The 21,276-nt window shown below is 67.6% G+C and carries 17 protein-coding genes and 1 tRNA gene; 7 read left to right on the top strand and 11 right to left on the bottom strand.

The features are described from left to right. The first annotated feature begins 17 nt into the window (after positions 1–17). Positions 18–1,169: an alpha/beta hydrolase gene (locus tag W7U_RS05405; RefSeq protein WP_036429187.1), complete on the top strand. Its 1,152-nt coding sequence runs from the start codon at positions 18–20 to the stop codon at positions 1,167–1,169. A gap of 88 nt (positions 1,170–1,257) precedes the next feature. Here W7U_RS05405 and W7U_RS05400 read toward each other — a convergent pair whose 3' ends face one another. The 7 genes from W7U_RS05400 to W7U_RS05370 form a co-directional block, all read right to left on the bottom strand. Then, positions 1,258–2,445 carry an IS481 family transposase gene (locus W7U_RS05400; RefSeq protein ID WP_036428753.1) on the bottom strand — a complete coding sequence of 396 codons (1,188 nt, stop codon included), beginning with the start codon at positions 2,443–2,445 and terminating at the stop codon, positions 1,258–1,260. A 111-nt stretch (positions 2,446–2,556) separates the two neighbouring features. Then, positions 2,557–2,633, bottom strand: a tRNA-Ile gene (locus tag W7U_RS05395). Between the two features lie 130 nt (positions 2,634–2,763). After that, complete coding sequence (locus W7U_RS05390; RefSeq protein WP_008255672.1) at positions 2,764–3,183, bottom strand: hypothetical protein; 420 nt, start codon at positions 3,181–3,183, stop codon at positions 2,764–2,766. A gap of 324 nt (positions 3,184–3,507) precedes the next feature. After that, on the bottom strand, positions 3,508–3,933 hold the full coding sequence (locus W7U_RS05385) for a hypothetical protein (RefSeq protein WP_008255670.1): 426 nt from the start codon (positions 3,931–3,933) through the stop codon (positions 3,508–3,510). Positions 3,934–4,344: 411 nt separating this feature from the next. Continuing rightward, a complete protein-coding gene (locus W7U_RS05380) occupies positions 4,345–5,211 on the bottom strand; it encodes a carboxymuconolactone decarboxylase family protein (protein WP_008255667.1) in 867 nt (288 codons plus the stop codon). A 41-nt stretch (positions 5,212–5,252) separates the two neighbouring features. Continuing rightward, positions 5,253–6,626, bottom strand: a complete 1,374-nt coding sequence (locus W7U_RS05375) for a TldD/PmbA family protein (protein WP_008255665.1) — start codon at positions 6,624–6,626, stop codon at positions 5,253–5,255. Next, positions 6,623–8,140, bottom strand: coding sequence for a TldD/PmbA family protein (locus W7U_RS05370; protein ID WP_008255664.1), 1,518 nt, complete (start codon positions 8,138–8,140; stop codon positions 6,623–6,625). The genes W7U_RS05375 and W7U_RS05370 overlap by 4 nt, the downstream gene beginning before the upstream one ends. Positions 8,141–8,198: 58 nt before the next feature. On the opposite strand from W7U_RS05370, the gene W7U_RS05365 reads away from it, so the two are divergent. The 3 genes from W7U_RS05365 to W7U_RS05355 are packed head-to-tail and all read left to right on the top strand — an operon-like array spanning position 8,199 to position 11,231. After that, positions 8,199–9,083 (top strand): sugar ABC transporter permease, encoded by an 885-nt coding sequence (locus W7U_RS05365; RefSeq protein WP_008255663.1) that lies wholly within the window; start codon positions 8,199–8,201, stop codon positions 9,081–9,083. Continuing rightward, a complete protein-coding gene (locus W7U_RS05360) occupies positions 9,070–9,894 on the top strand; it encodes a carbohydrate ABC transporter permease (RefSeq protein WP_008255662.1) in 825 nt (274 codons plus the stop codon). The genes W7U_RS05365 and W7U_RS05360 overlap by 14 nt, the downstream gene beginning before the upstream one ends. After that, entirely contained in the window at positions 9,891–11,231 is a 1,341-nt protein-coding gene (locus W7U_RS05355) for an extracellular solute-binding protein (RefSeq protein WP_008255661.1), read from the top strand. The genes W7U_RS05360 and W7U_RS05355 overlap by 4 nt, the downstream gene beginning before the upstream one ends. A gap of 8 nt (positions 11,232–11,239) precedes the next feature. On the opposite strand, the gene W7U_RS05350 is transcribed toward W7U_RS05355, so the two are convergent. The 3 genes from W7U_RS05350 to W7U_RS05340 form a co-directional block, all read right to left on the bottom strand. Then, positions 11,240–12,694 carry an amino acid permease gene (locus W7U_RS05350; RefSeq protein ID WP_008255660.1) on the bottom strand — a complete coding sequence of 485 codons (1,455 nt, stop codon included), beginning with the start codon at positions 12,692–12,694 and terminating at the stop codon, positions 11,240–11,242. 127 nt (positions 12,695–12,821) lie between these two features. Then, positions 12,822–13,676: an energy-coupling factor transporter transmembrane protein EcfT gene (locus tag W7U_RS05345; RefSeq protein ID WP_008255659.1), complete on the bottom strand. Its 855-nt coding sequence runs from the start codon at positions 13,674–13,676 to the stop codon at positions 12,822–12,824. Further along, positions 13,673–15,709: an ATP-binding cassette domain-containing protein gene (locus W7U_RS05340; protein WP_225336764.1), complete on the bottom strand. Its 2,037-nt coding sequence runs from the start codon at positions 15,707–15,709 to the stop codon at positions 13,673–13,675. The genes W7U_RS05345 and W7U_RS05340 overlap by 4 nt, the downstream gene beginning before the upstream one ends. A gap of 109 nt (positions 15,710–15,818) precedes the next feature. Between W7U_RS05340 and W7U_RS05335 the strand changes: the two genes are divergently transcribed. The 3 genes from W7U_RS05335 to W7U_RS05325 all read left to right on the top strand — a co-directional run bounded on the left by W7U_RS05335 (position 15,819) and on the right by W7U_RS05325 (position 20,760). Continuing rightward, positions 15,819–16,307, top strand: a complete 489-nt coding sequence (locus W7U_RS05335) for a MarR family transcriptional regulator (RefSeq protein ID WP_008255657.1) — start codon at positions 15,819–15,821, stop codon at positions 16,305–16,307. A 114-nt stretch (positions 16,308–16,421) separates the two neighbouring features. Then, the gene (locus W7U_RS05330) at positions 16,422–18,758 is read left to right on the top strand and encodes an ATP-binding cassette domain-containing protein (RefSeq protein ID WP_008255656.1); all 2,337 of its coding nucleotides are present in this window, start codon (positions 16,422–16,424) and stop codon (positions 18,756–18,758) included. 49 nt (positions 18,759–18,807) lie between these two features. Beyond that, complete coding sequence (locus tag W7U_RS05325) at positions 18,808–20,760, top strand: acyl-CoA dehydrogenase (RefSeq protein ID WP_014379818.1); 1,953 nt, start codon at positions 18,808–18,810, stop codon at positions 20,758–20,760. 44 nt (positions 20,761–20,804) lie between these two features. Here the strand turns inward: W7U_RS05325 and W7U_RS05320 are convergent, their stop codons facing one another. Beyond that, a complete protein-coding gene (locus tag W7U_RS05320) occupies positions 20,805–21,272 on the bottom strand; it encodes an LppP/LprE family lipoprotein (protein WP_008255654.1) in 468 nt (155 codons plus the stop codon). Between the last annotated feature and the right edge of the window lie 4 nt (positions 21,273–21,276).

Here is a 21,276-nt window from a genome sequence, read left to right as displayed (position 1 = left end):
GGAATTCCGCCGTGGCCATGCCGGAAACATCACCAAGCCGGATCCGCCTGAGCCATCACGTCGTGGAACTCGATGACGGGCGCCGGATCGGGCTTTCAGTCGGCGGCCGCGGAGTGCCGTTGTTGTTCATGCACGGGCTGCTGCTGAGTCGGAGGGCCTATCTGCGGATGCTCAGCCGGATCGCCGGTATGGGATTTCTGGTCGTCGCCGTCGATGCCGCCGGTCACGGCGATACCGGGCGACTGCCCAGCGACGCGTGCGGCTTCACCGATCGCGCCGATTCGGTGTTGCGCACGCTGGACGCCCTTGGCATCGGGCAGGCGTTGTTCGTCGGCCATTCGATGGGCGGGCGAATGACCATCCAACTGGCCGCACGCGCGCCTGAGCGGGTGCTCGCCGCCGTGCTGTTCGACCCGGCGGCCGGAGCGCGGTTCGACACGACCATCCCAAAATTGGTGAGGTCCCCCACCAAGGCGTTGGGCGCGGCCTACACCGCTGTCCGCGACACACTGGGCGACCCGACTCAGCTCTCACCCGGCGAGCAACTCGGATACTTCCGCGTGCTGGCCGCGGTGGCGGTGCCCAACCTGCGTTATCCACTCGCGGCCGTCCGGACGATCAGGGCCATCATCGAATCCGGCGATTACACGCCGATGCTGCACACCATCCGTGACGAGGGGATGCCCACGATGGTGGTGCACGCCGAAAAAGACATGATCGTTCCGTTCCCGCACGCGCGCGAAATCGCCAACGAGGCGGACGCGACGCTGTACAAGGTGCCGGACGCGTATCACTCGTGGATGATCGCCAATCCTCGCCAGGGCGCCGATGCGTTTCGTCAACTGCTCGACGGCGAGCTGGGCGAGGTGCTTCGCGACGCCGCCGACACGATCGGCATCGCGGACCTCGACGACCACGAGGCATGGGAGCGCGAACTGCTGGACCCCGATGCGCTGGTATTGGATTTCATCCACGGCCGCGACCGAATAGAGATCGGGCCCGAGGAGCTCGACCATGTCGACCTCGAGCTGGTGCGCCGTACCGAGCGCTCGCAGGAGCGACTGTCGTGGGCGCAACGCACGTATCGCCGATGGGCGGCCAAGCACCTGCATCAGGCGCGATCGCTGATCCGGCACAACACCCGGATCGAGCCCGAGCACCACGAATAGCTACAGGTGAAAAGCGTGTGGTGTGTTCAGAGTCGGTTGATCGGTGACATTTCTATGTCGGTTGATCGGTGACACTCTGTGTTGTGGTTTAGGCCGGTGCGCTGGTGCGCAGGGCCCGTTTGTTTCGTACCTCGCCGCGGCTGGTGCGCGCGGCGGTTTTGACCAGATCATCGCCGACCCAAAACCGCAGCAGGTCCCCATCGACGTGGACATCGCAGCGCGCGCCGGCATAGTGGCGCCCGATACAGACCTGCTGCCAGGACACGCACACGATGCCGTTGGAGCACACCCGTCGACTTACCCAATCATCGCCACTGCGGTCGACGTGTCGGGCACACGAGTTCGAGGGCGGTGATGCCGGCGCACCGGCGTGAAACCGTTGAGCCGGTGTGGTCATCTTCAGGGCTTGGTGCGGCCGGGTGGTGTTGTAGTCCTCGACCCACTCATCGAGCGCCTGCTGAGCGACCTTGAGGTTGGTGAAAGGCTCACGGCCGCTGAGGAACTCAGCACGCAGACTGCGGTGAAACCGCTCGATTTTGCCCGTCGTGGTCGGACTTCGCGGCTGGGTCAACACGTGCTCGATGCCGTGCTCGCGGCAGATCGCATCAAAGAGCACCTCGACCGGTGGATGAAAGAACCGCCCGGTGAACACCTTGCCGTTATCGGTCAAGATCTGCTCAGGCACGCCGTAAGCCGCCAGCGCCGCCTGTAATCCGTCGCAGACCGCGCGGGTGCGCTCACGAGCCATCAACTTGGCGCACACACACATCCGGGAATGATCATCAATACCGGTCAAGGCTTTGGCGCTGGTGCCGTCAGCCAACGCGAACCCGCCGACGATGTCCATCTGCCACAGCTCCATCGGCGCCCCTCGCTCCCAGCGCTTCCATTTGCGCGACCGTCGATCTCGCATCGCGGGGTCGATCAGACCGGCCCGCACCAGCACTCGATACACCGCCGACTCCGACGGCACCGGATGGACACCTCGTTTGGCCAGCTCGAACACCAACCGCCGCGGCCCCCAATACGGTCGCGAGCGGCGCAGCTCGAGCATCTCGGCCTCCACCTGCCCGGGCATCTGATGCGGACACGACACCGGCCGATGCGACCGATCCACCAGTCCTTCCAAGCCCGCGGCTTCATAACGGGCCAGCCATCGGTGCAGCGTCTGACGCGCCACCCCGGTCTTCTCTGCGGCCTGTGACACCGACAACCCGTCGCCGATCACCGCCATCACGGCCTGATACCGCTGCTCAGCCACACTTAACTCCCTCATCTAGGGAGTGTCACCGATCAACCGAAACAACTGTCACGCATCAGCCGAAACACTGACACGCATCAACCGAAGGCAAAATGTCACGCATCACCCGACGTCATACAAAAACTCTGGTGGGGCGGGTCGGGCTCGAACCGACGACCAACGGATTATGAGTCCGCGGCTCTAACCAACTGAGCTACCGCCCCCGACGGGGTAGTTCCGTAGGAAACCGTAGCCGAAGACCGGAGCCAGTGTCCGTCGGGCGGCGGGCGCACACATGGCAGGTCACATAGCGATGGGCACCGCGTCGCGGCGGCGCCCATCGACAAAACGCAATCAGGCGGGCGACGACGCCTGCGCCGCCTGCCCCTTGATCGCGGGGATCATTTCCGGCGCGTAGACGAAGATCGCGGACTCGACCTCCCACTCAGCCTGCTCGGGCTTCAGCGGGGTCGTGTTGGTCACCATGGTCACGAGCCGCTTCCCGGCGGCCAACGGATTGTCAGCGCTGCGGACCTGGTCGGCGAACCAGCGGCCCTCGGCGGTCATGTTGCAGTCGTTGAACTCGGCGGAGTGGATCATCTTGTTCTGCGCAAGCAGGTTGATGTACTGGTCGTCCTTCGGGGTCATGTTGCAGGCGGCCGCTGCCTGCGGCGCGGACAGCAGCGCTTCGCCCAGCATCGACGTCGCCACGACGGCGCCGGCAGCCCCCAACGCCAGCATCTGCCCGCGCGAGCGTGTACGTCTGATGGTCATCTTTCGAACTCCTTCGCGTAGAAATTTGCTGATCCACCTGTCGCACACCAATGGGTACACGGACAGAGAGCACGACAAACGGCGGGAACGCAAACAATGGGTGAACAAGTACGATCGAAAACCGCAGCGCGAGAAGCTATTTGAGCGACCACCCCGCTCAGGGATCGACGAGCTCCTCCACAGGCACGGCGGCATCCGGCATCGTCGTCAGCGGTTCAAGGTCCCGCTATTCAATTAGCTGAGAACATCAAATACAGCGGATGAAATTCAAATCCGTTGCGGCCGTTCGATATTCGTAGCAAAGCGCACGCGCGGGCCCGGGGTTTAAGACTCCGTCGGCCAGTTTTGCTTGGCGGCCTGGTCCTTGATCTTCGGGATCACCTCGGGCGCGTACACATAGATCGCCGACTCGACCTCCCACTCGGCCTTGTCGGCCTTGAGCGGCGTCGTGTTGGTCACCATGTTCACGAGTTCTTTGGCCCGGCCGAACGGATCGGACGAGCTCTTCACCTGGTTGGCGAACCACCGGCCCTCGGCGGCCTCATGACAGTCGCTGTACTCGGCGGTGTGCACCATGTTGTTCTGCGCGAGCAGGTTGATGTATTGGTCATCCGCAGGGCTCAAGTCGCACGTCGCCGAAGCCACGGGCGCGGAAAGCACCGCTCCGCCGAACATCGAGGCCCCCAGCGCGACACCGGCAGCCCAGACCGACGACACCCGCAAGCGCGAGCGGGTACGGGTGCTTGTCATGTTCGAACCTCCCTCTGCGCAGGAACTCGATTGGCTCCGACGCAAACCCAAGCTACGAATGCTGCAAACAACGAACCGGGAAATCCATCGGCATGACGGCTCATGACGTACGTCCCATGGCCACCCGGCTGGGGCCACGCTGCCATTTCGCTACCGTCACGTCTCAGTGGTCATTTCAGTGTCGGCGACGGGGCTTAAGTTATCCAACGACCCCCGCACACAGCGAAAACGCACGCTTGCGCGTCGATGTACGAATGGTTAACATTTCGTGCCCTCGCGCCCGGATGAGCTCCTGGCTCACCCGTCGGCCACGCCGCTGCGCAAACGTCGACGAACCCTACCGCCGGGCGTCGCGGTGCCCGCAGCTAAACGGCGTGCGGCAGTCGGCTACCGGGTTAACACCGGCCGCCGTCAGCTAAATACCGTGTGCCCCTCGGCGTCGATCAGATACCGCTCGGTGCCGCTCTCGACGCGTGGGGCGTCGGCGCCCAATGACACGGCGACTTTGTTGCTGGCATTGCGCATGATGTCGAAGGTGAGCTCGACGGATTCCGCCTCGGAGAAGCGGGAGCGCACCTCGGCGGCATCGTCGGCGGCGAGGTGCGCAGGGGTCCAAATTAACCCATCCGCATAGCGCAGCGCTGCTTTTGCGCGGTCGTCGAGCAAACTCGACGATTCGAACCGCTCGATCTCCTCGTACAGCGTTTCCGAACCGCCGGCGTCGAGCGCGCCGCCCTCGCGTAGCGAGTTGCACAGCCGGCAATTGTGTTGCGCCGCGCCCCGCAGCCGCACCAGTTCGGAGGTGACCGGGTCCAGCGCACGCATTCGCGCCACGGCGATTAAAAAGTCGTTGAACACCAGATCCGACGGGTCGGTGGTGTGATCCCAATTGATCGGTCCGGTCGCCCAGCCCAGGTACTGCGAGCCGACCCCGAGCGCTTCCAGCCCGGCCCGCACCCGGGGGACGAAGTCGGCGATGTACATCTGCACGACGACCCCAAAGATGCGGTCCCCGAGGTGTTTCGACAACCGGGACCGTTGCTCGGCGGTGATCGCCGCGACGTCGGCGCTGAATTGTTCGGCGAAGTCGACGACGGCCGCCTCGGCGTCGGATTCCGGCTCGCCCACCTCGACGGCCGAGGGCAGCGGCGGAAGCGACACCGTCTGCGCGCACGCCCGCCGGATCAACGCCGCGATGCGCGCGTCGGCGGGCGCCGCGGGAAACAGCGCGACCAGGCGCGTGAGCTGGTCTTCTCGAACCGAAACCGGGGCCGCCATTCGTCACACGCTAGAGCGCGTGTCGCCCGGCGGCAATCGAACTATTGAGCCTGGCTCACCGAGGACATGTGGAAGTCCGGGATCCGCAGCGACGGCATCGCAGCGCGGGTCGCCCAATCCCCCCATTCGCGCGGCAGCGTCTTCTCGCTCGCACCGGCCTCGATGGCCCGTCGCAGCAGGTCCAGCGGGCTTTCGTTGAACCGGAAATTGTTGACGGCGGCGGTCACCCGTCCGTCTTCGATGAGGTAGACGCCGTCGCGGGTAAGTCCGGTGAACAACAGGGTGGTGGGGTCGACGACCCGGATGTACCACAGCGTGGTCAACAGCAGGCCTCGCTCGGTGGCCGCGATCATCTCGTCCTGGGTGGCCGTCCCCCCGGTCATCACCAGGTTGTCGGCGGCGACGGCGACCGGGGCGTCGTACTTCTCGGCGGTGGCCCGCGGGTAGGCCAGCGCGTTGATCACGCCGTCGCGGATCCAGTCCACCTGGGTGATCTCCATGCCGTTGTCGAACACCGACAGCGTCTCCGAGGAGCTGCTCGCCGCGACGAACGGCGTGCAGGCAAGGCCGGGCGCCATCGGATCGGAGAACAGGGTCAGCGGCAGATCGGTGAGCCGCTCCCCCACCCGGGTTCCACCGCCGCGCGCCGAGAACGCGGTCCGACCCTCCTGCGCGCCGCGGCCGGACATCGACCACGCCATGTAGATCATCATGTCGGCCACGGTCGACGGCGGCATGATCGTCTCGTAGCGCCCCGCCGGCAGCTCGACGCTGCGCTGCGCCCAGCCCAGCCTGGTCGACAGCTGCTCGAGCAGCGAATCGATTGGCACATCAACGAAGTCGGGCGTCCCGACGCCCGCCCACGCGCTGGCGTCGCCGCGTTTGGCATTGATCTCCACCGCACCGGTGGGTTGGCTGAAACGCCGCCGCAACCCGGTTGACGATGCCAGGAACGTCGTCGAAACGCTATGGTGCGCAAAGCCGTAGAGCCGATCCGCGCCCTTGAAGCCGCGGCTCAGGGAGTCGGCCGCGTCAGCGAAGACCAGCGGCCCGGTCCCCGGCACCGGCGCGTCCCAGTCGGCGGGCACCCCGCTATCGGCCAGCAGCGGCGCGGCATCGCCGGCCTCCGGCGCCGACCCCGCGGCCTCCTGCGAGGCCGCCACCAATCCGGGGAGCACCCGCGGATCCGCCTCGGCGGACACGACCGTGCCGATGCGCGCGCCGCCGCCCCGGCGCACTACGGAGATCACCGATACGCTGCGGCTCACCGAAACCCCGTTGGTGGTCATCGAATTGCCCGCCCAGCGCAGGGTCGCCTCGACCTTGTCGGTGACCAGCACCATCGTCTCGTCGGCGCCGCCCAGCTTGGCCGCCTCGTCGAGCACGATGTTGACGACGTGCTGCGGGCGGATCATCGCCCGCCCTCCGTGCGGGTGTTCAGCACGTTGACGCCGCGGAACAGCGCCGAGGGACAGCCGTGGCTCACCGCCGCGATCTGCCCGGGCTGGGCCTTGCCGCAGTTGAACGCGCCACCCAGCCGCCAGGTGGACCGGCCCCCCACGGCCTCCATCGAATTCCAGAAGTCGGTCGTGGTGGCCTGATAGGCGACGTCGCGCAATTGCCCGTCGAGGCGGCCGTCGCGAATGCGGAAGAACCGTTGGCCGGTGAACTGGAAGTTGTAGCGCTGCATGTCGATTGACCAGGATTTGTCGCCGACGATGTAGATGCCGTCCTCGACCCGGCCGATCAGCTCGTCGGTGCTGATGTCCTCGGGGGCAGGCTGCAGCGACACGTTGGCCATGCGCTGGATCGGCACGTGGTGCGGCGAGTCGGCGTACGAGCAGCCGTTGGAGCGCTCATGCCCCAGGCGCCGAGCGAACACCCGGTCGAGCTGATAGCCGGTAAAGATCCCGTCGCGCACCAGATCCCAACTCTGCGCGGCAACTCCTTCGTCGTCGTAACCGATTGTGGCCAAACCGAATTCGTCCGTCCGGTCCGCAGTCACGTTCATCACCGGCGACCCGTACCGCATGGTGCCCAGTTTGTCCGGTGTGGCGAACGACGTTCCGGCATAGGCGGCCTCGTAGCCGATCGCGCGGTCGTATTCGGTTGCGTGACCGATGGATTCGTGAATCGTCAGCCACAGGTTGGTCGGGTCGATCACCAGGTCTGTGGGACCCGGAACAACGGTGGGCGCCTTGACCTTCTCGGCCAGCAGCGCCGGCAGCTGCGCCAGCTCGTCGGTCCAGTTCCAGACCTCGTCGCCGGTCAGGACCTCCCAACCCCGGCCCATCGGCGGGATCAGCGTGCGCATCGAATCGAAGCTGCCCGCCGCGGGGTCGACGGTCACCGCCTCCAGGGTGGGCTGGATGCGGACGCGCTGCTGGGTGATCGAGGATCCGAACGTGTCGGCGTAGAACGTCTGCTCCTTGACCGCGGTCAGCACCGCTGAGACGTGATCGATGCCGTCGGCGCTGAGCAGCCGCCCCGAGTACTCCTCGAGCACGGCGATCTTGTCGGTGGTGGAGACGTCGAACGGGTCGATGCGGTAGTTCGACACCCAGGTGGCGTCGGTGTAGACGGGTTCGGGCGCCAGCTCGACGCGCTCGGTGCTCAGCATCGCCAGCGTGGTGGCGACCTGCACCGCGTGCCGCGCGGTCTCGGCGGCGACCGACGGCACCAGCTCGGCGTGCGAGGCGAATCCCCAGGTGCCGCCGACGATCACCCGCACCGCCAGGCCGACCTCGCGGTTGATCACCGACGTCTCGAGCGCGCCGTCGCGCAGCTGGATGATCTCGGTAGTGATGCGATGAACGCGCAGGTCGGCGTGCGTGGCCCCGGCCGCGGTGGCCGCTGCAAGCGCGGCGTCGGCCAGTTCGTGGCGCGGCAGGCCGAGGAAGTCGGCATCGATCCCCCGGTTCGGTGTCACGGCTACACCGTAACGGCCGCTCACCCCAAACCGCGGCAGCGCCCGCTTTAATTACCCCATGGCCGGCGCCGCACGCAGGATTCGTCCTCGATCGACCGCGCTGGGCTATGCGCTGCTGGCGCCAAGCCTGTTCGGGGTCCTCGCCTTTCTGCTGTTGCCCATCCTGGTCGTGATCTGGCTGAGCCTGTGCCGGTGGGATCTGCTGGGACCGCTGCGCTTTGTGGGCCTGTCCAATTGGCGGTCGGTGCTGACCGACGGCACATTCGGCAATTCGCTGATCGTCACCGCGATCTTCGTGGCGATCGTGGTGCCGGCGCAGACGGCGCTGGGATTGCTGGCCGCGTCGATGCTGGCCCGCCAGCTTCGTGGCACCGGCCTGTTTCGCACCGTGTTTGTGCTGCCATGGATTTGCGCCCCACTGGCGATTGCGGTGTTGTGGCGGTGGATCCTGGCTCCCACCGACGGCGCCGTGAGCACCGTGTTGGGACACAGCATCGAATGGCTTTCCGATCCCAGCTTCGCGCTGCCGCTCGTGTCGGCCGTCGTGGTGTGGACCAACGTCGGATACGTCTCGCTGTCGTTCCTGGCGGGCCTGCTGGCCATCCCCGACGAGGTCCACGCCGCCGCACGCACCGACGGCGCCAACGCGTGGCAGCGGTTCTGGCGCATCACCATACCCATGTTGCGGCCGACGACCTTCTTTGTGCTGGTGACCGGGATTGTCAGCACCGCACAGGTTTTCGACACGGTGTACGCCCTGACCGGCGGCGGGCCGGCGGGCAGCACCGACCTGGTGGCCCACCGCATCTACGCCGAGGCGTTCGGTTCGGCGGCGATCGGCCGGGCGTCGGTCATGGCGGTGGTGCTGTTCGTGATCCTGATCGGCGTCACGTTGCTTCAGCATCTGTATTTTCGGCGACGGATCAGTTATGACCTCACCTAGCCGCGCCAGCAACGCGCTGATCTATTCCGGGCTGACCCTGGGCGCGTTGATCACGTTGGCGCCGTTCACCCTTGGCTTGATGACCGCGTTCACCTCGGCGCACCAATTCGTCACGGGTACGCCGCTGCAGCTGCCGCGGCCACCGACGCTCGCAAACTTCACCGACCTCGCCGGCGCCGGGTTCGGCCGCGCGGCGGCGGTCACCGCGTTGATGACGGCGGTGATTCTGGTGGGCCAGTTGACATTTTCCGTGCTGGCCGCGTACGCCTTCGCGCGCTTGCAGTTTCCCGGGCGCGACGCGCTGTTCTGGGTTTACATCGCGACGCTGATGGTGCCGGCGACGGTCACGATCGTGCCGATGTATCTCATGATGGCCCAGCTCGGCCTGCGCAACACGTTCTGGGCGCTGGTGCTGCCGTTCATATTCGGCTCGCCCTACGCGATCTTCTTGCTGCGCGAGCACTTTCGCATGATCCCGAACGACTTGGTCAACGCCGCCCGCCTGGACGGCGCCAACACGCTGGACGAGATCGTGCACGTGGTGATCCCGTCGAGCCGGCCTGTCCTGGCCGCCCTGGCGCTGATCACCGTGGTCTCGCAGTGGAACAACTTCATGTGGCCGTTGGTGATCACGAGCGGCCACAAGTGGCGGGTGCTCACCGTGGCGACCGCCGACCTGCAGTCGCGGTTCAACTCCCAATGGACGCTGGTGATGGCGGCCACCACCATTGCCATCGCGCCGCTCATCGTGCTGTTCGTGGCCTTCCAGCGCCACATCGTCGCCTCGATCGTCGTCTCGGGGCTCAAATGACCCGGCCCCGGTTTTCCACGCTGGTCGCCGCGGCGCTCGGGGCGGTTGCGGTGCTGCTGGCGGCGACGGCGGTGCTGCTGGATTACTCGGGCCAGCCCCACGGCGGCAAGACCATTGTGACGGTGCGTATCTGGGGCGATCAGATCGCCGCGGCCTATCGGCAATCGTTCCAGGAGTTCAGTCGCGCCCATCCCGACATCGAAGTGCACGTCAACTTGGTGGCGTATTCGACCTACTTCAATACCCTGCGCACCGACGTGGCGGGCGGCAGCGCCGATGACATCTTCTGGCTGTCCAACGCCTACCTCGCGGCTTACGCCGACAGCGGCCGGTTGCTGGATATCGGTGCGGCGCTGGGCCCCACCGCCGCGTCGGCCTGGGAGCGACCGGTCGTCGAGCAGTTCACCCGCAACGGCACGCTTTGGGGCGTGCCGCAGCTGACCGACGCCGGGATCGCGTTGTACTACAACGCCGACCTGCTGGGCGCGGCCGGCGTCGACCCTGCCCAGTTGAGCACGTTGCGATGGGGTCCCGACGAGCGGGACACGCTGCGGCCCGTCCTCGCCCGGCTCACCGTCGATGCCGACGGAAACCGCGGCGATAGCAAGGGATTCGACGCCGGGCGGGTGCGGCAGTGGGGATACAACGCGGCCAATGACCCCCAGGGGATCTACCTGAACTACATCGGGTCGGCCGGCGGTGTGTTTCAGCGTGGCGACGAGTTCGCGTTCGACAATCCCGGGGCCGTGACCGCGTTTCAATATCTGGTCGACCTGATCAACCGCGACCACGTCGCGCCTCCCGCCGCCGACACCAACGACAACGGCGACTTTTCCCGCAACCAGTTCCTGGCCGGCCGGATGGCGCTGTTCCAGTCCGGTACCTACAACTTGGCCCCGGTGGCCCGCGACGCCCGCTTCCATTGGGGTGTGGCGCTAATGCCGTCGGGCCCGGCGGGCCGGGTCAGCGTCACCAACGGCATTGCCGCGGCGGGCAATGCGGCATCACGGCATCCCGACGCGGTGCGCCGGGTGCTGGCCTGGATGGGCAGCAGGCAGGGCAACGAATACCTGGGCCGCCACGGTGCGGCGATCCCCGCGGTGTCGTCGGCCCAGCCGGTCTACTTTCACTACTGGGCCACCCGGGGCGTCGATGTCACGCCCTTCTTCACCGTGCTGAACGGCCCGCGCATCGCGGCGCCCGGCGGCGCGGGGTTTGCCGCGGGCAATGACGCCCTGCAGCCGTATTTCGACGAAATGTTCCTGGGCCGCGGCGATGTCGCGTCGACGTTACGGCGCGCTCAGGCGGCGGCCAACGCCGCCGCGGCGCGTCAGTGAGCGCCTGATCACGGCGAGCCGCTCGAAACCTCTCCGACCGTCTCGTCGTTGAGCGCGCTGTGGTGGCGGCCCCAGACGAAATAGAAAACCAACGCCAGCACGACCCAGCCGCTGAACGCGACCCAGGTGTACCAGTGCAGGCTGGCGAGGATGTACCCGCAGGCCGCCACCGAAAGGATCGGCGTGACAGGGTAACCCGGGACCTTGAAGCCCCGCGGCAAGTCGGGCTCGCGCACCCGTAAGACGATCACTCCGACAGAAACCACCACGAACGCGGTCAGGGTGCCGATGGACACCATGTCCGCGAGCTTTTGCAGCGGGACGAAGGCGGCCAACGTCGAGGCCGCGAGCGCGACGATCACCGTGTTGTTTACCGGGGTCATGGTGCGCGGGTTCACTTTTGCGAACCTCGCGGGCAGCAGGCCGTCCCGCCCCATGGCGAACAGGATGCGCGTCAGGCCGTACATGGTGACCAGCGTGACGCTGAAGATCGAAATGACCGCGCCCGCAGCGAGGATCGAGCCGGCCCAGCTGCCGTGGGTGACGTTCTCGAGAATCGTTGCCAGCCCGGCCTCCTGCTGTCCGGCGAAAGCTTGCCAGGGCTGCGCGCCCAGTGCGGCCACCGCAACCAATACGTAGACGCCGGTGACGGTCAGCAGAGCGGCGATCAGCGCGCGCGGCATGGTCTTCTGCGGGTTGTTCACCTCGTCACCCGCGGTGGACACGGCGTCGAGGCCGATGTAGGAGAAGAAGATGGTGCCCGCGGCCGACCCGATGCCCGCGACGCCGAACGGCGCGAAGTCCCGCAGGTGGTGCGCGTCGAACGCGGTGAAGGCGACGATCGCGAACACGACGAGCACGCCGAGCTTGATCATCACCATAATGGCGTTGACCTTCGCCGATTCGCTGGCGCCGCGGATGAGCAGCAACGCGCACATCCCGATCAGCGCGATCGCCGGCACGTTCAAATAGCCGGGCTGCGCGTCCCACGGCGCGGCCGACAAGGCATGTGGCAGTTGAAATCCCACCACATTGCTCAGCAGCCTGTTGAGGTAGCCGCTCCAGTTGACCGCGACCGCGGCGGTGGCCACCCCGTATTCCAGCAGCAGGCAGGCCGCCACACCCATCGCCACCACCTCCCCGAGCGTGGTGTACGCGTACGAGTACGACGACCCCGAAACCGGCACCGCCGAGGCCAATTCGGCGTAGCACACGGCCGCGAGGCCGGCGGCGAGGCCCGCCAGCAGGAAGGAGACGATGACTCCCGGCCCGGCCTCGGGCACGGCCACGGACATGACGAAGAAGATGCCGGTGCCGATGGTCGAGCCGACCCCGAACATGGTCAGCTGAAAGGTGCCGATGCCGCGCTTGAGGCCCTCCGCGGCACCGGGCGCGACGTGCGCGCCCACCACGGGGCGGCGCCGCAGCAGCTGCTCCTTCAGGCCAACCGACGTGGCTGCCAATTGCGCCTCCTGTTTCCGGTTCGGCGATCAGCGCCGGCGAAGCCCTCCGGGCCCGTCGGCCGCCAGGTGGCGCACCCCGGGCTCGGTCCAGGTGCCCGGATCGTCGAAGGCGCGCACGGCTTCGCGCCTAGTGAAGCTGGAGGATCGAGTCGACGACCACGCCGGCGGCGCCGGCCGCGGCGGTGATCGCCAGTGTCACCCAGTCCGCGAGCTTCGGACGTCCGGGAGCGGCCGAGAGCTGACCGATTCCGCCACGGGCGGTGATCGCATCGCCCATTTCGTCGGCGCGCCGCAACGTCACAACGATTGCCGCGGTGAGCAAGTCGATCATGTCCCGCGCCTGCTGGCGCCGGCGCGCCCGGCGGCTGCGCGGAGTCTCGTTGGGACGCAGGCGCCGGGCGGCGTAGAGCACCTGGAACTCTTCGATCAACATCGGGAAGGCGCGCAGCGCGAGCGCCAGGGCAACCGCCCATTCGTCGCTCGGGATCCGCAACCACCGCAAGGGCCGGCCCAAAGCGGCCAGCGCCGGCCCCATTTCGGCGACGTTGGTGGTCCAGGACAGCATCGCCCCCAACCCGATCAACACGATCGACAGCGCGGTGACCCGCACGAAGTGCAACGTGCCGCCCAGCCCGATATGCACGCCGGCAATCGAGACCACGGGGCTTCCGGCGCCGAGAGCGGCGGTGATGCCGCCCACCGCGAGGACGATCCATATCCAGCGCCGCGGCGAGGGCAGCGCGCCGCGGGGAATGTGCGCGAGCCGGGCCGCCGTGATCAGCAACACCAACATCAGCCCGACGCTCGCCCAACCCGGGTAGAAGGTCAGCAGTATCGAGACGCCCAGCACCACCAACAGTTTGGTGCCGGCCCACAGTTCGTGAATTTTCGACGTTCCGGGCACCGGCACCAGCAGGACGACCGGCCGGGGAGTGCGCCGTGTTTTTCCCTTCGCCGACTTGGCGTCCGCGGGCGCGGTCATGGCATGCCCCCCGCCGCCGTCGACGCCGTCTCGAGCACGCCGTTGCGCAGATACAGGGATCGCGGGCAGAGCTCCTCCAGCCCGACGATGTCGTGGGAGATGACCACCAGCGTCAAACCTCGTTCCCTGCGCAGGTTTTCCAGCAGCCGCAGCAGGCCCCGCTGACTGCCGACGTCCAATCCCGCCAGTGGTTCGTCGAGGACGAGCGCCCGCGGGGAACGGGCCAGCAGCCCGGCCAGCACGACACGGCGCATCTGGCCGCCACTGAGTTGATCGATGCGCCGCGTGCCCATCGCCGGGTCCAGGCCGACCGATATCAGCGCCTCGGCCACCCGATCTTTGTCATGATGCGAAAAGCCCGCTGCGGAAGCGACTTCGGCGTCGACGTGGTCGCGCATCAGCTGCAACCGGGCCGACTGGAACGAGAGCGCGACCTCCCCGACGTGTTCGTGGGTGGGCTCGCCGTCGATCAGGCAGGTACCGCTGGTCGGAGTCGTCAACCCCGCCATGATCCACGCCAAGGTCGATTTGCCCGACCCGTTGCCGCCGTGGATCAACACCCCGTCACCCTGCTCGACCACGAAGCTGACATCGCGCAGGGCGACCTTGGCCCACGGTGTGCCGCTGGCGTATTCGTGGCTGACGTCGACGAGCTCGAGCACCGGCGTGCGCGACGGGGCCGCGACGTGAGGCGTCTGGGCGTGGGTGGCCGGGGTCTCGGCCTTGGCGGTGTTATCCGGTGAATCGCTGAGCGTGATGATGCGGTCGGCGGAGGCGGCCTCGTTGTCGTAGTGGGTGATGTGCACCAAGGCGCTCTGGTGGCGTTTCGCAAGACCAGAGAGCACGCCCAGCAACGCATCTCGCCCCTGCTGGTCGACCATCGTGGTGACCTCGTCGGCGATGAGCAACGCCGGATCGCGCGCCAGCGCCGCCGCGAGCGCAAGGCGCTGCAGCTCTCCGCCGGACAGGCTGCCGGTGTCGCGCTCGGCAAGTCCCTCGAGCCCGACCTCGCGCAGCAATCCGCCCACATCGATCTCCGCCCCCGGCGGCAAACCCCACACCACGTCGTCGGCGACGCGCGTGCCCAGAACTTGACTTTTGGGGTGCTGCAAGACAATTGCGGTGCCGCCCATTTCGCCCAGCCCCACCGCGCCGGGGCGGTCGATGGTTCCCGACGTCGGCTCCCGGCCGGCCAGCATCAACATCAACGTGGTCTTGCCCGAACCGTTGGCCCCGGTCACGGCGATGTGTTCGCCGGCCTGGACGGCGAGGCTGATCTCGCGCAGCGCGTCCCGGTCGGCGCCGGGATACCGGAACGACACCTTGTCAAGCCGCACGGGCACCGGCCCCACCGGAGCACTGCCAGCACCCTCGGAGACGTCCAACTTGTGCACGTCGGGAATCTTGCGCATTCGCTCCAGGAGGCGAGACAGCGCCGACCAGCTGATGAACGAAACGATGACGACCAACAAGACCATGTACGGGAAAATCAGTAGCTGCCAGTGGTGTATCCCGTTGGCGACGTATCGCTTCAAAGCGTCGCCCACGCCCGGCAGGTGTACCCAATTCAGGAATGCCGCGACCCCGTTGGCATTGGCGGTGATGACGTCGAAGAACAGCTGCCGCAGCCGCGTCAGCACCGCCAGGACCGCGACCCACCCGGCGCCCCACAGGACTCCGGCGATCAACGACAAGAAGGCGACCGTCGGCGTGCCCCGGCCCTTGCGCTTGACGATTCCGCACAGTCCGCCGACCCAGGCGCAGTCGACGAGCATGAACAGGCTGCCCAGTCCGGCGATCAAAAAGGCGATCACCCCGCCGGCTACGGTCGCGGCCATCAGGGCGCGGGGGCGGTAGCGGTACGCCAGCAATCCCATGGGCACGGTGCCCAGCACGCCCAACCCCTGAGCGAATGGGATTACCGCGGCGAGGATCTCGATCGCCGCGCAGAGGGCCCCCATGACCGCGGCCTGTGCCAACTCATTCGGACGCAGGGCCCCTTCCCCGGGTTGCCGAATACGCAGCAAGGTCACTTGGGCGATTCTGCCAGTCCCGCGAGGGGGTGTCCGCTGAAGAAGGGTTTTGGCGCGGCACGCCTGGTCGCTTCGCCCTCGCTTAGCAAAGCTATGCAACCATGGATACATGGACAATGTCGTCGACACCGCAAAGCTCGAGGGAGCGCAGGGGCTGGGGGCCGATCTGCTCGCCGTGGTCGCGCGGCTCAACCGCCTCGCCACCCAGCGCATCCAGATGCCGCTGCCGGCCGCGCAGGCAAGGCTGCTGGCCACCATCGAAGTTCACGGCGAAGCCCGAATCGGTGACCTCGCCGCCGTCGATCACTGTTCGCAACCGACGATGACCACGCAGGTGCGTCGCCTCGAGGAAGCGGGTCTGGTGACCCGCATGGTCGACCCGGGAGACGCGCGCGCCGTCCGCATCCGCATCACCGCCGAGGGCAGGCGCACCCTCAACGCGGTCCGGGCCGACCGCGCCGCCGCGATCGAACCCCAATTGGCGCTGCTCGACGCCGGTGACCGCCAGGTGTTGATGCAAGCGGTCGACGTGTTGCGCCGACTGCTCGACGATGCCACCCTGGCCACCTCGCTCGCGGGCCGCCGTACCTCGCTGTGAACGTCACAATGCTGGAGAGCGGACCGCGAGCGCGGGTAGACACGTAACCGAACGGGCGACCGGCGCCTGACGGCGAGACCCAATCGAGCTGACCGGTGACGAAAGGTGGCGGCCATGCCGACCGAGGCTTCGGCCGTTCCGGCCTCCCCGCTGACCGTGTGGGCCGGACCGAGCAGGTATGTCTTTTCGCCGGGACGCGACGTGCTCGTCGGCTATGGCCCGGGCTGCGACATCCCGCTGGAGCGCCTCGGAAGTCCCGCGCCGCCGCCCGCGCCCCATCCGGATGTGGTGCTCCGGTTCACCGGGGCCCAATGGGTGGCCATCGATCTGAGCCACCGCGGCATCTTCCTCGACGGATTTCGCGTGCCGACGGTCGAGATCCGCGACGGCCTGGGGATCACCATCGGCGATCCCCAGCACGGCCCGCGGCTGATTTTCCAGCTCGCGCCCGCCCCCGCCGCACCGGGACACCCGCCGCCCGGCGGGCCCGATCCGCGGGTCCCCACCCAAAGCGCCACCCAGCGCATGCCCGTGGTGGCGCCCCCACCGACCCCGGCGCCCCCACCCCCGCCAGTAACGCCGCATCCCGCGGCGCTCCCTCCCTTTCAGCCACCGGTCGCACCGACGCACCCGCCCGTCGCACCGGCCGAACAACCAAAAGGCCCGGGCCTGATCGAGCGGGTGATCACCTCGAAGCTGCGCGCCCAGCGCCCCTCCATTCGCAGCGACGAGGCCAACTCCACCTTCCGTCTGCCGCTGCGAACCGCGGCGCGCACCACCGGGGTGACGGCGTACCAGCTGGGCCTTGCCGTCGACGGGCGGCAGATCCTGTCGGACATCTCGTTCGGGGCCCGTCCGGGCACCATGACCGCCGTCATCGGGCCCTCCGCCGCGCGCAATTCCGCGCTGCTGGCCGTGCTGGCCGGCACCAGGGCACCCAGCTCCGGGCGCGCCACCGTCGATGGGCACGACGTGCACGCCGAACTGCAAGCCATGCGCAGCCGCATCGGGATCGTCGCGCGTGACGACCGGCTGCACCGCCAGCTCACGGTCGAACAGGCCGTGCAGTACGCCGCCGAAGTCCGGCTGCCACCGGAGGCCTCGGCCGAGCAGCGCGAGCGGGTTGTCGGCCAGGTGCTCGACGAGCTCGACCTGACGCCGCACCGCACCACCCGGATCCGCAAGCTCGCCCCCGAGGTGCGCCGGTGCGCCGCCCTGGCGATCGAGCTGATCACGCGGCCGAGCCTGCTCGTGGTCGACGAACCCACCGCCGGGCTGGACCCGGCGCAACAGCGCCACGTCATGGCGGTGCTGCGGCGCCAGGCCAATATCGGCTGTGTCGTCATCGTCGCGATCTCGGCGCGCGCGTCGCTCACCGACGTCGACACGTGCGATCAGGTGCTGGTACTCACCGGGGCGGGCAAGGTCGCGTACCTGGGCACCCCCCTCGACGCCGGATCCGCCATGGGCACCACCGACTGGTCGCAACTCCTCGCCCGGGTGAGCGCCGATCCCGACGGAACGCACGCCGCGTTCCGCGCGCGGCCGCAGCCGTTGACCGCCCCGCCCGAGGTCGCCGCACCGTGGACGCCGCCGGCCGGGCTGCCCCGGCGCCGCCAGATCCGGTTGCTGGCCCGACGGGAGGTCCGCCTGCTCCTGGCCCATCGCAGCTACTTCGCGTTCCTGGCGATCCTGCCGTTCGTGCTGGCGGGGCTGACGCTGCTGATCCCGGGCGACGCAGGCCTGACGCGTCCCGGGCCGGGCGGCGCCAACGGGCACGAAGCCATCGAAATCCTCGCCGCCCTCAACGTCGGCGCGGTGATCCTGGGCACGGCCCTGACCATCCGCGCCCTGGTCCTCGAGCACCGCGTCTTCCGCCGGGAACAACAGGTAGGACTGTCCGCGCCGGCCTACCTGGCCGCCAAGCTCACGGTGTACGCGCTGGCCGCCGCCCTGTGGACCGCCGTCATGTTCGCGATCGTCGTCGCCGTGCGGGGCGGACCGGCGGGCGACGCCGCGTTGCTGCGCAACGCCACGGTCGAGCTCTACGTCACCGCGGCGGCCACCGCGATCGTGTCCGCGGTGATCGGCCTCACCCTCTCGGCGCTGGGCACCGCGCTCCGGCAAGTCCTACCGCTGGTGGTCCCGGTGATCCTGGCGTCCGCGCTCTTCAACGGGAGCCTGGTGCAGCTGGTGAGCCTGTGGGGGTTGCAGCAGATCAGCTGGTTCGTCCCGGCCCAGTGGGGCTTCGCGGCCTCGGCGTCCACGGTGAATCTACGCAGGACCGACGCGCTGGCCGCCAACGTCTTGACGTGGACCCACTACAGCGGCTGGTGGGTCTTCGACATGGTGATGCTCGGCCTGTTCGGTGCCGTCGCGGCCGGGTTCACGCTCTACCGGCTGCGCTCGCCGCTGCCCGGCGAGCACCGCCCACCGGTCCGCGGCACCTGAACCGTCGTTCTTGTTCCCCGCGGCGCGAGCCGCGCATTACTGTCGGCTTATGGCGCCACAAAAGACAAGCACCGCAGAACATCTCCGCAACGCGCTGGACGGCCGGTGGCGTGACGTCAGAAACCGGATGCGGACGACGCTGACCGAGGACCTGTTCCGCCCGCACTACACCCCCAACACGGTGATCGCCCGCACCAAGGTGGCGGAGCAGATGAGGATCATGGCGGCGTTCGGCGCGGCCGCCGACAGCTTCCGCAAAGAACATGGCGGCACCGGCGACGTCGGCGCGGCGATCACGATGATCGAGATGCTGGCGATGTCGGACCTCTCGCTGATGGTGAAGGCCGGGGTGCAGTGGGGGCTGTTCGGCGGTGCCGTGGAGAACCTGGGCACCGAGCGCCACCACGAGACCTACGTGCCCAAGATCATCAGCCTGGAATTGCGCGGCTGTTTCGCGATGACCGAGACCGGGCACGGCAGCGACGTGCAGTCGCTGGAGACCACCGCGACCTACGACGCCGAGACGCAGGAGTTCGTCATCGACTCCCCCACCCCGTCGGCGCGCAAGGACTACATCGGGGGCGCGGCCGAAACCGCAACCATGGCAGCGGTTTTCGCGCAACTGATCACCACCGAGGACGGCAAGCCGGTCAATCACGGCGTGCACTGCGTGCTGGTCCCGATCCGCGACGAGGACGGCAACGACCTGCCCGGGATCACCACGTCGGACTGCGAATACAAGGGCGGGCTGCCCGGGGTGGACAACGGCCGCATCGTGTTCGACCACGTTCGCGTCCCGCGGGTGAACCTGTTGAACAAGTACGGCGATGTCGCCCCCGACGGCACCTACAGCTCGCCGATCGAGAACCCCAACCGCCGGTTCTTCACCATGCTGGGCACTTTGGTGCGCGGCCGGATCACCGTGGGCGGCAGCGCCGGCGCCGCCGGCCGGGTGGCGCTGGACATCGCGACCCGGTATGCGTTGCAGCGCAGGCAGTTCAGCGCCCCCGACGACGGTTCCGAGGTGCTGATCATGGACTACCTGGTGCACCAGCGGCGGCTGTTCCCGCTGATCGCGAAGTCCTACGCCCTGCAGTTCGCGCAGAACGAACTGGTCAGCAAATGTCATGACGTCCAGAGCGCCGACGCACCCGACGCCGACGAGCAACGCGAGCTCGAAGCCCGCGCGGCCGGGCTAAAGGCCGCCAACACCTGGCATGCCAGCCGCGCGATCCAGGAATCCCGCGAGGCGTGCGGCGGCGCGGGCTACATGGCCGAGAACAGGTTGATCGGGCTGCGCGGTGACACCGACGTCTTCACCACGTTCGAGGGCGACAATCACGTGCTGACCCAGCTGGTGGCCAAGGAACTGCTGACCGCGTACGCCGACGACATCAAGAGCATGAGCCCGGTCGAATGGGTGCGCTTTGCCGCCAACACCGTCGGTGAACGCGTCATCAAACGCACTGCGGCGGAAGCGATTATCCAAACGATCGTGGACTCCCGCCAGGACAGCGAGGAAGAGGGCAGCCTGTTCAATCGCGGCACGCAGATCAAGATGTTCGAAGACCGCGAGGAATACCTGCTGGCGTCGGTGGCGCGCCGGCTGCAGGCGAAATCCAAAGAGATGTCGGAATTCGACGCGTTCAACTCGGTGCAGGACCACGTGCTGCACGCGGCGAGCGCCCACATCGACCGCGTGGTGCTCGAAGCGTTCGTCGCCGGGATCGACGGCTGCGCGAACGAGGAGGCCCGCGAGCTGTTGGGGATCCTGTGCGACCTGTACGCGTTGTCGGTGATCGAGGACGACAAGGCGTGGTACATCGAGCACCGGTACCTGTCCACCGAGCGCGCCAAGGCCGTCACGCGGGGAATCAACGACCGCTGCCGGGCGCTGCGCCCGCACGCCGCGACACTGGTCGACGGCTTCGGGGTTCCCGAGCAACTGCGTTACGCCGAGATGCTGCACCCGGAGAACTTGGCGGACGCCGTCACAAGCTGACAGGCGAAGCCGATCGGCGTCGTCGAAGCCCTTGGCCCGACGGGTTATTGGTTGGGAACCTTGCCGACGGTTTGCAGCTTGCCGTCCGGGCCGATCCGGAACTTCACCGTCCCGATCCCGCTGGGACAGCACAGCTGATCATTTCCCTTCTGCCACTGGTACTGAACGGTCACGGTGTCATCCGAGGGCGGCAGCACGGTGATGTACGGCTTTGGGTTCGGGGTGGCGGTCCCGAGCGGCCTGTTGTGGTCGAAGAAGAGCAGCTGCTGGGGAGTCGACTCATTCGCGATCGTGGGGATGATCTGCACCCACGACAACCGGCAGTTGCGGGTATGGCCGCGCCCGATTTCAACCCAGATGGTGCCGGGGATCGCGATGGGGACCGCGGTGATCGCCTGGCGCACGGTGTCGGCGGTCGGCCCGTCGGAGGCCTTGCAGGTGTCGGGCTTGGCCTGCGGTGGCGTGGGCGCTTTGCCGCCGCAACCACAGGCCAGCAAAACCAGCACGATCACAGTG

The sequence above is a fragment of the Mycobacterium sp. H4Y genome, from assembly GCF_000364405.1.
Taxonomy (GTDB): Bacteria; Actinomycetota; Actinomycetes; order Mycobacteriales; family Mycobacteriaceae; genus Mycobacterium; species Mycobacterium intracellulare.
This window is presented reverse-complemented; position numbering and strand designations above follow the sequence as displayed.

Bases quoted from the DNA above. Each gene is read 5' to 3' on its own strand.
- W7U_RS05405 (WP_036429187.1), top strand. From the start codon at position 18: ATGCCGGAAACATCACCAAGCCGGATCCGCCTGAGCCATCACGTCGTG.
- W7U_RS05400 (WP_036428753.1), bottom strand. From the start codon at position 2,445: ATGAGGGAGTTAAGTGTGGCTGAGCAGCGGTATCAGGCCGTGATGGCG.
- W7U_RS05390 (WP_008255672.1), bottom strand. From the start codon at position 3,183: ATGACCATCAGACGTACACGCTCGCGCGGGCAGATGCTGGCGTTGGGG.
- W7U_RS05385 (WP_008255670.1), bottom strand. From the start codon at position 3,933: ATGACAAGCACCCGTACCCGCTCGCGCTTGCGGGTGTCGTCGGTCTGG.
- W7U_RS05380 (WP_008255667.1), bottom strand. From the start codon at position 5,211: ATGGCGGCCCCGGTTTCGGTTCGAGAAGACCAGCTCACGCGCCTGGTC.
- W7U_RS05375 (WP_008255665.1), bottom strand. From the start codon at position 6,626: ATGATCCGCCCGCAGCACGTCGTCAACATCGTGCTCGACGAGGCGGCC.
- W7U_RS05365 (WP_008255663.1), top strand. From the start codon at position 8,199: ATGGCCGGCGCCGCACGCAGGATTCGTCCTCGATCGACCGCGCTGGGC.
- W7U_RS05360 (WP_008255662.1), top strand. From the start codon at position 9,070: ATGACCTCACCTAGCCGCGCCAGCAACGCGCTGATCTATTCCGGGCTG.
- W7U_RS05355 (WP_008255661.1), top strand. From the start codon at position 9,891: ATGACCCGGCCCCGGTTTTCCACGCTGGTCGCCGCGGCGCTCGGGGCG.
- W7U_RS05345 (WP_008255659.1), bottom strand. From the start codon at position 13,676: ATGACCGCGCCCGCGGACGCCAAGTCGGCGAAGGGAAAAACACGGCGC.
- W7U_RS05335 (WP_008255657.1), top strand. From the start codon at position 15,819: ATGGACAATGTCGTCGACACCGCAAAGCTCGAGGGAGCGCAGGGGCTG.
- W7U_RS05330 (WP_008255656.1), top strand. From the start codon at position 16,422: ATGCCGACCGAGGCTTCGGCCGTTCCGGCCTCCCCGCTGACCGTGTGG.
- W7U_RS05325 (WP_014379818.1), top strand. From the start codon at position 18,808: ATGGCGCCACAAAAGACAAGCACCGCAGAACATCTCCGCAACGCGCTG.